Genomic DNA, 13,962 nt, shown 5'->3' with positions numbered 1-13,962 from the left:
TTTCTATTTACTTTTTAAAATGGACATAAACTCTTCACGATCAATTTCTCGGCAGCCTAAGCTCTCCAAATGCGGATTGTAAACCTGGCAATCCAATAATTTATAATTTTCTTTCTTCAAATATAGTGCTAAAGCAATAAAAGCTGTTTTTGAAGCATTCGAAACTTTAGAAAACATACTTTCTCCGCAAAAAATATTTCCTTTTCCCAAATCAATTCCATATAAACCACCTACCAACGCATCATCCTGCCAAACCTCAACTGATTTTGCAACTCCTTCTTCATGCAATTTGCAATAGGCTTCAATCATTTCATCAGAAATCCAAGTACCCTCTTGCCCCTCTCTTTTTATTTGTTGGCAATTTGAAATTACTTCTCTAAAACTTTTATTATAAGTAACCTTAAACATTTTCTTATTGAGAATTTTTCTCATGCTTTTGGATATTACCAACTCATCAAAAAACAATACCATTCGCGGATCAGGCGCCCACCAAAGAATCGGTTCTCCTTCATTAAACCATGGAAAAATACCGCTTTTGTAAGCCAACAGTAAACGCTCTGGACTTAAATCTCCTCCTATCGCTAAAATTCCCTCTTCATCAGCTTCTTCAACTGGCGGAAAAAATAAATCGTTGAATAAATAGTACATTTTTAAAAATAATCAATTTTTGAATTCAAATAGTAAAATTCCAAATACCAATGTTTCATAATCTTATTATTTCCGTATGAAAAACAAATCTTTGTGGAGTTACTTGCGAAGATTTCTCCTTCGTCGAAATGACAAAACTATGAGTAAGTTTTTTTATTCTTTAATCAAAAATAAAATTCCAAATTCCAAATTCACGAGAATGAATTGGAATTTGGAATTTAGTAAATTGAATTTTAAACTCTTAGAACGGTAAATCGTCTGGTTCGTCTTCATTTAAGTTTGTTGCTGGAGCAAAAGTTTCTGCTGCTGGCATTGCAGGAGCTTGTCCCGGAGTTTCTGCTGCTAATCTTTCGATTCTCCAACCTTGAATACTATTGAAATATCTAGTTTCTCCTTGCGGATTAACCCATTCTCTTCCTCTTAAATTGATAGAAACTTTTACTGCATCTCCTTGTTTATAGCTACTCAACAAATCGCATTTATCTTGTGTAAATTCGATTAAAATATGTTGTGGATACTGCTCCTCAGTAGTAACAACTAACTCTCTTTTTTTGAATGAGGCACTAACTTGCTGCTCTGGGTTAACCACTTTTACTTTTCCTGTAACTTCCATCTTCGTCTGTATTAATTATTGTTTCTATTTCTTTTATTTTTTAGCTAAAAGCACTTTCCAAGCCGATTCTACATCGCCATTATCCAAGTATTTTTTGGCTTCTAAATGTACTTTTTTCTGGTCGTCTGAGCTTAAAACTCCTTTGACTGTGAAATTTTCTTTCACAAATATACTAACTTCTTCTTTTGTAGGCAAGGTTTCAACATTTCCTAATTTTCCTAAATCATTCCCATCAAAAACAGGGCTTTCTTTTACAAAATCGGGTATCGCATCTACACCTACTCCCAATGTTGTCAGGGGTTTTGCGACTTCAAAAAGTCCTTGATTAGATCTTGAATACCAATTATTTCCAAGTCTTGAAACCAAGTCAATTTTATGCTGGTCGATTGCTCCATTTTCATCTAAAATCGATTCGTCAATATGAATTTTTACGACTTCGCATAAAATCAAATTTCCTGCTCCACCTTCTGTTCCTAACGGGATAATCTGCGTAATCTTGCATTCAAACTGAACTGGAGACTCTTTTACGCGATATGGTTTTACTAAATCGGATGGAATTTGGGTTAATCCAGCTTTAATAAATTCGTTTACTCCGTCTCCATATTCTGTACTTGCTAAAGAAGTTTGCTGTACAATATCGTAATTTACAACATTTATCACTACTTCTCGAGTTGCTTCGGCATTAATTAAAGTATGCTTTACAGTATTGTCACGAACACGTCTTGATGGCGAAAAAACCAAAATTGGCGGATTGGCACTAAATACATTAAAGAAACTAAACGGAGATAAATTTGGTATTCCTGTTTCACTAATTGTACTTGCAAAAGCAATAGGTCTTGGTCCGATTGAACTCTGAAGATAGCCTTGCAATTTGGCCGTTGGAATCTCTTTTGGGTTAACGCTGATCATACTTTAAAATTTAGACAGAATCTCATTTTAGCAGCTACAAAAGTATTGAAATGGTTTAATTCGAAGAAATAGTTTTGCAGATAAAAACGAAAAAATCTTTCTACATCGGCAAAATATAAAATGTTTATATTTCGTTATATTTATACCTCAAAAAAACTGATATGTCTTTTTCTGAAAGAACAAATACAACCCGCTGGATTATTATTTCGGTATGTTTTATAATCATTTCTCTAATTCTTTGGAACACTTATACTTTCTTCCAAATTTTTAAAAATGAAGAACGCTTGAAAATGAACCTTTTTGTAAAGGCTCAAATTTCAATAGTTAATGCAGATGAAAATACTGATGTCGAACTTCCTCTTCAGATTTTCAACAATAACACTTCGATTCCGGGTATAATAATGCTGTATGATAAAGTGGTGAGTGCGGTAAATGTTCCCGATGAAATTCTTAATGATAAGAAAAAAAGAATTGCTTTCTTGAACAAGCTGAAAAATGAAAATGAACCAATCACTTTCGAATATGCACCAGGAAAATATCAGACATTATATTACGGCAACTCTTCATTGCTAAACAAACTCAAATATTATCCTATTGCGCTGCTTCTGATTATATTTCTATGTATTGCTTTAATTTACAACTTTTATAAAAGCACCAAAATGGCAACCCAGAACAAACTTTGGGCAGGAATGGCAAAAGAAACAGCACATCAGATTGGTACCCCCCTTTCATCATTAATTGGCTGGGTCGAAATATTAAAAACAGAAGATATTGATCCGTCAATTAGCATTGAAATCGAAAAAGATATCGAACGCCTGCAAACTATAACAGATCGTTTTTCTAAAATTGGCTCGGTACCAGTTTTAGAACTTCATGATATTGTAGAAGAAACTAAAACGGCTTATGAATATTTACAATCTCGTTTTTCAAAACAGGTTACGTTTTCATTTTATGCTCCAAATGAACCTATTTTAGCTATGATAAACCCAACATTGCATAGCTGGACTATCGAAAATTTAGTAAAAAACGCTATCGATGCGATGAAAGGAAAAGGAACATTAGATCTTCAAGTTGAACAAGATGCTCAGCATGTAAAAATTAATATTAAAGATTCTGGAACCGGAATTCCTAAAAAACAGTTTAAAACCATTTTTGAAACTGGATATACCACAAAAAAACGCGGTTGGGGACTTGGACTTTCTTTAACCAAAAGAATTGTCGAGGAATATCACAACGGAAAAATAAAAGTACTGAATTCTGAAATTGGAAAAGGAACTACTTTTCAGATTGCTTTAAATAAAAAAGTGCAGTAAAAAATTTACTGCACTTTAGTTATCTTTTTTGTCAGACTGAGCGAAGTCGAAGTCTTATAAATTCGATTGAATATCTTTTGCTAAAGCTTCAAACTCTTCTTTAGAAAGTGTCACTTTATCAATAAAACGCATTTCGTCCATGTGGTTTAACGGAATCAAATGTACGTGTGCGTGAGGTACTTCAAGTCCAACAACTGCAATTCCGATTCTTTTGCATGGAACTGTTTTTTCTAAAGCTGCCGCCACTTTTTTAGAGAACTTCATCAATCCTAAATACAGTTCTTCGTCCATATCAAAAATCTTATCAATCTCTTGTTTTGGGATACAAAGTGTGTGTCCTTTAGCGTTTGGATTTACATCTAAAAATGCTAAATAGTTCTCGTCTTCAGCGATTTTGTATGCGGGAATTTCTCCGTTTACAATTTTAGTGAATATTGATGCCATTGTTTATTTGTGTAATCGGTTAATCATTAAATCGGTCAAACGAATAAACGATTAACCGGTTAAACTAAAATTTAGTCTCTCGAAATTTCCAGAATTTCAAATTTCAAAACTCCGTTTGGAACCGTAATTTCAGCTACTTCTCCAACAGATTTCCCTAATAAACCTTTCCCGATAGGAGAAGTTACAGAAATTTTACCTGTTTTTAAATCTGCTTCGCTTTCTGCAACAAGCGTATATTTCATCTCCATTCCGTTACTTTGGTTTTTGATCTTTACATTCGATAAAACCAAAACTTTAGAAACATCCAATTGCGATTCATCAATTAATCTTGCATTTGCATATACTTCTTCAAGTTTAGCAATTCTCATTTCTAATAAACCTTGCGCTTCTTTTGCTGCATCATATTCTGCATTTTCAGACAAATCACCTTTATCTCTTGCATCTGCAATATCTTGAGATGCCTTTGGACGCATTACACTCTTTAAATGCTCCAATTCATCTTTTAATTTTTTTAATCCTTCTGCTGTATAATAAGATACTTTACTCATAACTTCATCGTTTATATAAATACAAAAAATCCCATCGCGACGGGATTTTCTTACCACAAATATACTATAATTTTTAATAGTACATAATTATATGTTAATCATATATAGATTTCAAATCTAAATAAATTATTTTTGTTTTAACTAATTCTTATTCAAATAATGAAAAAAATCTGGTTCTTTATCGCATTTACTGCAGTTTTATTCTCTTGCAGTGACAATAACAGAAGTAATAACAATCCGTACATTCCCAACTATTCGATAAACGCGTATCTGGACACTAATCTTCCTACTTACAACAAACTACTGTATCCAAGCAACCCTGTTTATGTTGCTAATTATGGTGCAAAAGGAATTATCGTAATGAAAACTGGTGAAGGAACTTATACTGCTTTTGATGCAGCTTGTCCAAACCAAGCTTTAACTTCTTGCACCGCAATGACAATTGATGGGATTTATGCTGTTTGTTCCTGCGACAAAACTCAATATAATCTATTTACAGGGCTTGGCGGAAAAGAATATCCGATGAAACAATATCGTGTCGAATATTCTGGAACCGTTATTCATGTATACAATTAAAAACAAAAAAGCCTGAAAATAATTTCAGGCTTTTTTTTTGTGTCTTAACTTAATTAGAATTTCAAACTCAAACCAATTAAGAAATTGGTTCCAGCTTGCGGATAATAGTATGGATAAACATCCCACATTGCTCCGTTTGAAACATATTTCTTGTCGAAAATATTATTTACCAAAGCAGTAATTGTTATCGATTGGAAAATTGTTTTTGGTTTTATTTCGTAAGATGCATTAAAATCGTTTACAAAGTAATCTGCCAATTTAGCTGCCGGAAGTTCAATATTGTTCATGTATTGTTCTCCAACATATTTTTGTAATAATGCAAGATACAATCTCTCCATAGGTTTATACACAATAACGTTTCCTGCAATTACTTCTGGAGAATAGGCAATTTTTGTAGTTCCGTAAAATTCTCCATCAACAGCTAAATCTACGTTTTTGTTGCTGCTTAAAGTAAAGTTTGGCCTTAAAGTGAATTTCTCAGAAAGTGCAATCGTGGCATCAAACTCAAATCCTAAACGGTAACTTTTCTCTGTATTGGCGCGAATAGGATTTCCAACATCGTCTAATCTTCCCGTTAAAATCAGCTGGTCTTTGTATCCCATATAATACAAATTAGAATTCAATTGAAATTTCTCTGAATTGAATCTCCAACCTAATTCAAAATCATTAAGCTTTTCTGGTTTTACATTTCCACCTTCGTAATCTGTTCTGTTTGGTTCACGATTCGCTCGTGCGTAAGAGAAATACAAAGTGTTTTTTTCATTGAAAGCATAATTCAAACCAGCTTTCGGATTGAAAAAGTTGAAATTATCGTCTACCAAACCAGTTTCTGCACTATTGGCTTTATATTTCACATTTCTGTATTGCAAATCTCCGTAGAAACTTAATTTTTCTGTGAATTGATAATTTGCTTTCGCGAAAACATTACCATCCGTTTTTGACGAATAATCATCGTAATAATGAGCTCCTAACGCTGACTGATCTGAATATTGTGCCCAGATTACTTTTCCAAAATGGTCACCTTCGTATTTATTCCAACCTCCTCCTAAAATAACATTTAGTTTTTCTGTTACATATTTAGCAGAAAAAGTCGTTCCGTAGAAATCATTATCCAACCATTTTTGACGAATCAAATCGGTTACTGGAATTAAATTTCCATTATCATCTTCAACTGTTTTTGTTGGCTTAATTGGCCCATAACCTTCAACAGGTTCATCTTCTTTATAATTTTCGTAATATCCTTTTCCCTTTGTATAATGAAATGCCAGGTTTGTGCTCCATTTATCAGAAATAGATTCACTCCAATGCAATTGATAATGATCTTGATTGTAATTATCTGTTTCGTTATCATAAAAATGAACATTTCCTGCATCATCTGTGTACATTCCTGCTGAATTAAAAGTACGATTTGTATTTAGAGTTTCTGCATCAATTCCGTTCCAAGATTGATACGTTTTTTCAGTTCCTCCAAAAACCAACGCTTTAATCAAAGTTGTTTTACCAACATAAGTTCCCTGCAAGAAATATGATTTTAAATCCGCACTTCCGCGATCAATATATCCGTGTGTTTTTATTGTAGACAAACGTCCCGCAATTTCAAAATGATCATTTAATAAACCTGTACTAAACTTTACCGTATTTTTAATTGTATTGAATGAACCTGCAGAACTTGAGATTTCACCTGTTGCTTTTCTAGCATAAGTATCAGTCAATAAATTCAAACTAGCTCCAAAAGCTCCTGCTCCATTTGTTGATGTTCCAACTCCGCGCTGTAATTGAAGACTTTCTACTGAAGAAGCAAAGTCGGGCATATTTACCCAAAATGTTCCTTGACTTTCTGCATCATTGTACGGAATTCCGTTTATGGTTACATTTACACGTGTTGCATCGCTTCCACGCACACGAATACCAGTATAACCAACACCATTTCCAGCATCTGACGTAGTTACAACTGAAGGCATGTAATTCATCAGAACAGGAATGTCTTGGCCTAGATTTCTATACTTAATTTCCTTTTTATCCATATTACTAAAACTCACAGGAGTCTTAGAAGTAACACGAACTGCAGAAACCAATACATCATCAAGCTGATTCACTTTTGTAGAATCTTGCTGCTGTGCAAAAGATAGTAGTGTGAAGAAACCAGAAGAGAGAAGAAAGAAAATAGATTTGGTCCTGCTCATTTTTTGAATCTTAGAACCTTTGCAACTTAGTACCTCAGTACCTTTAAAAATAGTTTTCATTCGTAAAGAATTACGAATAAAAGGGGGAATTATTCTTTTGTTAAATTAATAAATGTGTTTCACGACAAAATAAAGTGTGCACGCTCGATAGTGTCGTTTTTCCCTTAGCAACATTACTCGCTCAGGTTCTTTGGGTATGATCTCAGCTCGTTATTTGGAGCACCCCTTTGAGACAGTGCAAATTTAGTGTTAAAATATTTAAAACTCCAAAAAAGAAATTCCAAATTCCAAAAACTTACTTTTAATTAGTTTAGTGGAATTTGGAACTTTAAAAATTGATATTTAATCTAAGTTAGGTTTTCTTCTGGATTGCTTTAGATCAGAAATATTCTTCTTATCCTTAATTCTTTTTTTAATTACAGATTTTGGAACTTTTGTCGCCTTTCTAACTTTAGGAACATAAAGCCCTTTTTTTATTACTTCTAGAAATCTCTTTATTACAATTTCTTTGTTTTTAATCTGGCTTCGATCTTCGTCACAGTTTAAAATCAGAATATTTTCGGTTGTTAAACGAGCACCAATATTGGTTTGCAATAGTAATTTTTCGTCTTCAGATAAAGCTTGCGAAGCATTCAGATCAAAACTCAAAACCACTTTAGACGAAACTTTATTCACGTTTTGCCCACCTGCTCCGCTGCTTCGAACAGCTTTAAAGTTTAATTCTGATATAATTTTTTCGGAATCCATATTATTGTGGCTGATGCGCTGCTTTCAACAAATCGTTTACCGTTTTTACCGGATTAAAAGTAATCAACGGAACTGCAACAAAAATGGTTAGCCAATTGGCCATTGATCCATTCCATAGACCTGGTAATTCGTAATTTTTAACCGATTTCCCTTCAACACTTTTTTCTACAATAAATCCGGCTTCTCGATCTACATATTGCAGCAGATTAAACTTTTCGTCTTTATAGTTTTTTATACCACAAACCAAATCTACTGGATTAAAATGTGTTGCCTCAGCTAAAATCTTCTCTTGCTTTTTATCTTCTAAATCAACTTGAGAAGCCTCCACAATCTGAAGCGATTTTATCCCATTTTTATTCATAACCCAAAAAGGACCACCTCCTGGTTCTCCTTCATTTTTTACCATTCCGCAAACGCGAATTGGTCTGTCTAAAAGTTCTTTTAGCTTACTTACTTTATTTTCAAAAGTAAATTTATTGAAATCCGCAGTCATTTCTACACTAAAACTCTTCTCTAAAAAATGAAGTATTTCTTCAATATTGTCTTCTTTGATTTTCTCTTGATCAATTAATCTTAAATATTCAAAAACTTTTTGCTGCATCTCGACCAAAACACCCGCTAAAGCTTTTTTATATAATGTAATTTGATCAATATGATTCTGAATTACATTATCTATATTTTTAATAAAGATCACATCGGCATCCAAATTATTTAAATTTTCAATCAAAGCGCCATGTCCGCCTGGTCTAAAAACTAAATTGTCATTCTTATCCTTTACCAGTTTATTTTTTTCATCTATTGTAATAGAATCTGTGCTTTTATTTTGATAAGAATATCCGATATCAATCTTAATACCTGAAGGTTTCTCGATCTTCTCTTTAATTTCATCAACTGCTACTTCAAATAAATTTTGATGTATTTCTGAAACTGTAAAATGCAAATTGGATACATTTTTTGATGATGCATAATGTACGCACTCATTCAAATGTTCTTCAATGGGATTAGCAATATGCGTATCATATTGATGAAACGGTAAAACTGCTTTAGGTTTGTTTGCCGAATTATAGTAGTCTGGAGACAGTAATAATTTTATAAAATAATAATTTTTATAATCTCTTTCTAAAGTCTCAAATTCAGGATAAATTTCTCTTAACCTTTTATCGACGGTTTCAAAGAAAGGAAACTTCTCCATACCAACAATAAAAATAGCCAATTCTTTATCGTTTTTTCTATTGATATAGGCATTTATCGTTTCCTTTTCAATATCAAAATCATTCAGAAATGCTATTAAGAATTTATACATTCTTGTCGCCGCGCCAGATGCTGGAACAAACTTTTTAATTTTAAATTTATCCTTCTCTTGATCAAAAAATAAAGCTTTCTGGTGAAATTCGTTTTCTGATAAATTTAAAATTCCATCGTTGATTGTAGCAGGTCTAATTAAATTACTTTTTGCTATTCCTTTTTTAAAACTTTTTAATTGCTTTAAAATAGTCTCAAAAGAGATTCCTCTATTATGTATTTGCACAAAATCATTAGATGAAAAATCATGCTCTTTAGCAATAGTCAATTCATCAATAATAGCTGTTGCTTTTGCCAAACGTGTTTCTTTATCACCTGACAAGGTTATAAAAGGCTTTTTCGTATCAATTAAAGTTTGTTTAAAAACAGAAAATACCGTTTCTCTTCCTTCGGGAGTATCACGAATATCATCTTTCTCCCAAGGAACATCAATATCGGTAAGGAAAAACAAATCATATTCATGCTTTAGCGCCGCTTCATTCAAAAGCGGATCACAAAAACCATAATACATTTCAGAAAATACTTTGGTCACCATTAAGTTGGTATCACAAAACAAGTATTTATTTGCATTGGCCAGTTTTTCATTTTCTAATGCAGTCTGACCATACGCAATTGGCATCATATCATCGGCTACACAAATATGCTTATTTTCTTCCCATTTTTCTTGCAAATAATCACGTGCAAACTCAGGAACCCATTCGGTTTCGTAGTAATCTGCAAGCTGTTTTGCAAGGGTTGTTTTTCCTGTACTTTCAGGACCAAACAAAGCAATTTTTATGATGGTTGTTTTTTGCTGTCTAAGATCTTTCTCCATTCTAAATAAGCTGAAATAGCCAAAATTGTAAAAATTATGTACTGAAGTGACAACATCCCTAAGCCGCGATAAGCGTAGAGAGGCACAACAATAATATCACCAATAATCCAAAGTGTCCAGTTTTCTATTTTTTTTCTGGCCATATACCACATTCCTGCGAAAAATATTCCTGACGAAATCATATCTACATAATTGTCTTTATGTATTTCATAATCGAAATATTTATAAATCCCGAAAACTACAAAAACAGTCACAATAAACAGTAAGATTCCGATTATTTTTTCATTAAAATTTGTACGGGTAATTGGCAGATTATCTTCTGCAGTTCCTCCTTTTGCCCAGACATACCAGCCGTAGATACTCATAATCGAAAAATATGCATTTATAATCATATCTCCGATATAACCTGCAACATAAAGCAGATATACTGATATTGCTGTAGCTATTAATCCTGTCGGATATACCCAGATATTTTCTTTTTTAGCAAACCAAACGCTCAAAATTCCACAGACAAATACTAGGAACTCCAAAGCAATATGCCATAGCGGTGCGTTCTTATAACTTTCTAAAAAAAAATCTATCATGAAAATGTGGTATTTGTCTTTTATAACTCAAAAAAACGACTGTTATTTTCAAAAGCAGTTCCAATAACAACCAAATCTGCTCCAGCCTGATAGGCTTTCTGAATTCCTTGCAAATCTACAATTCCTCCACCAACAATAACAGGAATTTGAATATTTTGAGAAATAAGTTCAATCATTTCTGTAGGAACAGGCTGTTTTGCACCACTTCCTGCTTCTAAGTAAATAAGTTGGTTTCCTAACATTTCACCCGCTTGTGCTGTTGCCAAAACCAAATCAAGATTTTCGCGGCTTAAAGGTTTTGTTTTACTCACACGGGCAACAGCTGTCTCATTGCCACTTTCAATTAAAATATAACCTGTAGAAATAACCTCTAAACTTGTTTTCTTAAGAATTGGAGCAGCCTGAACCTGATATTCAATCAAATAATCCGGATTTCGGCCAGACAATAAAGAAAGAAATAAAATGCCATCGGCTTTTGGTGAAATCTGAGAAGGGTCTCCAGGAAACAAAATAACAGGAAGGTTTGTTTTTTGCTTTAACTCCGAAATCAATTCTTCTAAAATGTTGTTCTGAACAATACTTCCTCCAACAAAAATGTGAGTTGCAGGCGAACCATTAATTTTTTCAATTAAATGATTGACATTTTCCAATACAATTTTATCAGGATCCAAAAGCACTGCCAGTAATTTTTGGCCATTGCTTTTAGCTTCTAAAATCTGTTGTCTAATAGTGAGTATCTGTTCTTGCATACGGGGTGTAAAAGTAAAAGATTTTTAATGTAGAAGAACTATTTTGAATGAATTATATTTGTCCAACGTCTTTTGATAACGTAAATAACACATTATGATTACAGTTGGATTACTTGAAAAGTACGGAGTTATAAAAAGATCATTTGATAAAAATGACATTATTTTTGAAGAAGGAAATCTACCATTACACTATTATCAGATTATTTCTGGTGAAGTAAAAATGAGTAATTACAATGATGACGGACGCGAATTTATTCAAGGCATATTTTATAATGGACAATCTTTTGGAGAACCTCCATTATTCTTAAATCAAAAATATCCAGCAAATGCAATAGCTGTTGAAAATACTGAGCTTTTTATTCTTCCAAAAGAAAACTTCATGAAGCTTTTAGAAGAAAATCCAAAAGTGAGCATTCAAATAATCGAAAATTTAGCGCAAAGATTGTATTATAAATCAATTATGGCTGCCGAAATTTCGACGCATGAACCCGAACATCGCGTTCTAAAGCTGATTGATCACGGAATTGCTTATTTCAATTTTCAAAAAGATAAAAATGGCTATTTCATTAATTTTACCAGACAGCAGATTGGAGATTTAACTGGTTTACGTGTAGAAACGGTTATTAGAACCATTAAAGCATTGGAGAAAAAAGGCGAACTGAAGATTATTAATCGAAAAGTATACAGATAAAAAAATTCCCGTTTTATGATTAAAGTCATAAAATGCAATGCTATTGTAGCTGTAATTTTGTTGATATAAAAAACTGAATACCATGACACTATATCAAACAACATTCGACATTTTCAATAGAAATTATATGGGTTCTGCTGCAATGGCAGTAATTGGACAAAGCTGTTTAGGAGGCGCTGCAGCAATGTATGTTTTAGCCAACGGAACTTCTATTCCGCAAATGATTCAGCTAGGAATTATTGTTTTAGCCTGTGTTTTTGCAAATACATCTATCTTGGCACAAATGAAGCACAAAGTAGTTTTCAATCTTATTATGTTAAGCACAACTTTAAGTTTGTTCTTTATACTTTTGAATAGTTTTATTCTATGAAAAAACAAATAGAAAATAGAACTGATGTATCTTTTTTAGTACATCAATTTTATGCTAAAATAAGAGCCGATCGAGAAATCGGCTTTTATTTTAATGAAATGATTTCTGATTGGGATGCGCATCTCGAAAAACTGACAGATTTTTGGGAAACTAATCTATTTGGTGTCCGAAAATACAAAGGAAATCCGCATGCTGTTCACAATGAAGTTGACGCTCATTTTGACGAAAAAATCACACCTAATGAATTCGGAATCTGGCTGAATCATTGGTTTCAAACCATTGACGAATATTTTGAAGGTGAAAACGCCGAAACACTAAAAAGACGCGCTCGAAAAATGAGCACTTTTCTGTACATGAGTATGTTTCAGCACAGACAAAAAGAAAGCGAGATTTAAAATTCTTTTATTTATTTAAAAGGCTTACGATTTACTTTGCAGAGTTTCCTGCGAAGATTCCTCGTTCCTCGGAATGACAAAATTGAAAATAAATCTTCAAATTTGGAATTTGGAATTTGGAATTTGGAATTTGGAATTTGGAATTTTTACATTAAAACTTTATTTCTCAAAAGCATAAACCAGAGTAAACGTTCCCTCAAAATTATCTGATTGGACTTCCTGATAATGCACATCAAAATCCTTAATCAAATTATCAAAATGAAGACTTGCCTGAGTTTGGGTTTCTTCTAAAGAGAAGTTGTTTACATTGATATGATCTTTAAAACTTATACCTTTTTCATTTCTTATTTTAAAGATTGCCTCTTTGGCTCCCCAGATAACGGTAAGTTTTTTTATGTATTCTTCTGTAGATTTCGGTTCTAAATACTTGCATTCGAAATCGGTAAATTTATCAGCAATTCTCTGAATTTTATCGCGCTGTAATTCCATATCAATTCCAACCTTTTCTTTGCTTATAATTATCGCCGCGAAATGGTACGAATGTGTAATTGAGATATGATTATCGCAATCAAAATACGGTTTCCCGAATTCATCATAATGCAGATCTTTATCTGTAAACCCCATTTCCTGAATCAGCATTCGAACACTTAAAAAAGCACGCTGATGCATTTGAGACTTCATTCCGTCTAGTCTACGTTGCGTCTTTTCTTTCAAAGAAACGCGATTATACAATTCATCAAAAGATTCGGTTATTTCCCAAATTAGGATTTTAGTAGTTTCGTTGAATTGTATGGTCTCAAATAAAGGCATTACTTTTTAATTATGAATTATGAGTTGTAAATTATAAATTATTTCTCTTTTTGAAAATGAAATTTCTAATGAATATCTGACCTTTCCTAGCCCTGATGGAAGCGGCATCCTTTTTCTGGCTTCTTTAGCCAGGAAAAGATACAGCGGACAGCAGGATTAGCTCCTAAAGACCTTTATAACTAACTTTCTATGGATTAAGAAATTAAAGATTTCACAAATCTTACAGAAATTAGTAAAATTAAAAACCTATTACGTAAATTTGCAAA

At 32.8% G+C, this 13,962-nt stretch carries 16 protein-coding genes; 5 read left to right on the top strand and 11 right to left on the bottom strand.

Going from position 1 to position 13,962, the window contains the following annotated elements:
- Positions 1 to 3 precede the first annotated feature (3 nt).
- From aat to DMA14_RS19460, 3 genes are all read right to left on the bottom strand, one after another.
- The gene (gene aat, locus DMA14_RS19470; protein WP_111426194.1) at positions 4 to 648 is read right to left on the bottom strand and encodes a leucyl/phenylalanyl-tRNA--protein transferase; all 645 of its coding nucleotides are present in this window, start codon (positions 646 to 648) and stop codon (positions 4 to 6) included.
- Positions 649 to 889: 241 nt separating this feature from the next.
- Positions 890 to 1,261: a DUF3127 domain-containing protein gene (locus DMA14_RS19465; protein WP_111379285.1), complete on the bottom strand. Its 372-nt coding sequence runs from the start codon at positions 1,259 to 1,261 to the stop codon at positions 890 to 892.
- Positions 1,262 to 1,294: 33 nt separating this feature from the next.
- The gene (locus tag DMA14_RS19460; RefSeq protein ID WP_111426193.1) at positions 1,295 to 2,170 is read right to left on the bottom strand and encodes a flavin reductase family protein; all 876 of its coding nucleotides are present in this window, start codon (positions 2,168 to 2,170) and stop codon (positions 1,295 to 1,297) included.
- 161 nt (positions 2,171 to 2,331) lie between these two features.
- On the opposite strand from DMA14_RS19460, the gene DMA14_RS19455 reads away from it, so the two are divergent.
- Entirely contained in the window at positions 2,332 to 3,483 is a 1,152-nt protein-coding gene (locus tag DMA14_RS19455) for a sensor histidine kinase (RefSeq protein ID WP_111426192.1), read from the top strand.
- A 54-nt stretch (positions 3,484 to 3,537) separates the two neighbouring features.
- Here DMA14_RS19455 and DMA14_RS19450 read toward each other — a convergent pair whose 3' ends face one another.
- Positions 3,538 to 3,927, bottom strand: a complete 390-nt coding sequence (locus tag DMA14_RS19450) for an HIT family protein (RefSeq protein ID WP_111426191.1) — start codon at positions 3,925 to 3,927, stop codon at positions 3,538 to 3,540.
- 71 nt (positions 3,928 to 3,998) lie between these two features.
- Positions 3,999 to 4,475 carry a transcription elongation factor GreA gene (greA, locus tag DMA14_RS19445; RefSeq protein ID WP_026728641.1) on the bottom strand — a complete coding sequence of 159 codons (477 nt, stop codon included), beginning with the start codon at positions 4,473 to 4,475 and terminating at the stop codon, positions 3,999 to 4,001.
- A 159-nt stretch (positions 4,476 to 4,634) separates the two neighbouring features.
- Here greA and DMA14_RS19440 point away from each other — a divergent pair, with 159 nt between their 5' ends.
- Entirely contained in the window at positions 4,635 to 5,051 is a 417-nt protein-coding gene (locus DMA14_RS19440; RefSeq protein WP_111426190.1) for a Rieske (2Fe-2S) protein, read from the top strand.
- Between the two features lie 53 nt (positions 5,052 to 5,104).
- Here DMA14_RS19440 and DMA14_RS19435 read toward each other — a convergent pair whose 3' ends face one another.
- The 5 genes from DMA14_RS19435 to DMA14_RS19415 form a co-directional block, all read right to left on the bottom strand.
- Positions 5,105 to 7,294, bottom strand: coding sequence for a TonB-dependent receptor (locus DMA14_RS19435; protein ID WP_111426189.1), 2,190 nt, complete (start codon positions 7,292 to 7,294; stop codon positions 5,105 to 5,107).
- A 282-nt stretch (positions 7,295 to 7,576) separates the two neighbouring features.
- Positions 7,577 to 7,981, bottom strand: a complete 405-nt coding sequence (arfB, locus tag DMA14_RS19430) for an alternative ribosome rescue aminoacyl-tRNA hydrolase ArfB (RefSeq protein WP_111426188.1) — start codon at positions 7,979 to 7,981, stop codon at positions 7,577 to 7,579.
- A 1-nt stretch (position 7,982) separates the two neighbouring features.
- Positions 7,983 to 10,097: a DUF4301 family protein gene (locus DMA14_RS19425; protein WP_111426187.1), complete on the bottom strand. Its 2,115-nt coding sequence runs from the start codon at positions 10,095 to 10,097 to the stop codon at positions 7,983 to 7,985.
- A complete protein-coding gene (gene pnuC / locus DMA14_RS19420; protein ID WP_111379299.1) occupies positions 10,058 to 10,681 on the bottom strand; it encodes a nicotinamide riboside transporter PnuC in 624 nt (207 codons plus the stop codon). The genes DMA14_RS19425 and pnuC overlap by 40 nt, the downstream gene beginning before the upstream one ends.
- Before the next feature lie 20 nt (positions 10,682 to 10,701).
- Positions 10,702 to 11,430, bottom strand: a complete 729-nt coding sequence (locus tag DMA14_RS19415; RefSeq protein WP_111426186.1) for a geranylgeranylglyceryl/heptaprenylglyceryl phosphate synthase — start codon at positions 11,428 to 11,430, stop codon at positions 10,702 to 10,704.
- Between the two features lie 94 nt (positions 11,431 to 11,524).
- Between DMA14_RS19415 and DMA14_RS19410 the strand changes: the two genes are divergently transcribed.
- From DMA14_RS19410 to DMA14_RS19400, 3 genes are all read left to right on the top strand, one after another.
- Complete coding sequence (locus tag DMA14_RS19410; RefSeq protein ID WP_111426185.1) at positions 11,525 to 12,121, top strand: Crp/Fnr family transcriptional regulator; 597 nt, start codon at positions 11,525 to 11,527, stop codon at positions 12,119 to 12,121.
- 82 nt (positions 12,122 to 12,203) lie between these two features.
- A complete protein-coding gene (locus DMA14_RS19405) occupies positions 12,204 to 12,491 on the top strand; it encodes a hypothetical protein (protein ID WP_111426184.1) in 288 nt (95 codons plus the stop codon).
- Positions 12,488 to 12,886, top strand: a complete 399-nt coding sequence (locus tag DMA14_RS19400) for a group III truncated hemoglobin (RefSeq protein ID WP_111426183.1) — start codon at positions 12,488 to 12,490, stop codon at positions 12,884 to 12,886. The genes DMA14_RS19405 and DMA14_RS19400 overlap by 4 nt, the downstream gene beginning before the upstream one ends.
- Before the next feature lie 159 nt (positions 12,887 to 13,045).
- On the opposite strand, the gene DMA14_RS19395 is transcribed toward DMA14_RS19400, so the two are convergent.
- Positions 13,046 to 13,696 (bottom strand): 4'-phosphopantetheinyl transferase family protein, encoded by a 651-nt coding sequence (locus DMA14_RS19395; protein ID WP_111426182.1) that lies wholly within the window; start codon positions 13,694 to 13,696, stop codon positions 13,046 to 13,048.
- Positions 13,697 to 13,962: the final 266 nt, after the last annotated feature.

The organism is Flavobacterium sharifuzzamanii, assembly GCF_003254585.1.
Classification (GTDB): domain Bacteria; phylum Bacteroidota; class Bacteroidia; order Flavobacteriales; family Flavobacteriaceae; genus Flavobacterium; species Flavobacterium sharifuzzamanii.
Note: the sequence above shows the minus strand (reverse complement) of the source record. Positions and strands in the feature narration are given on the sequence as shown.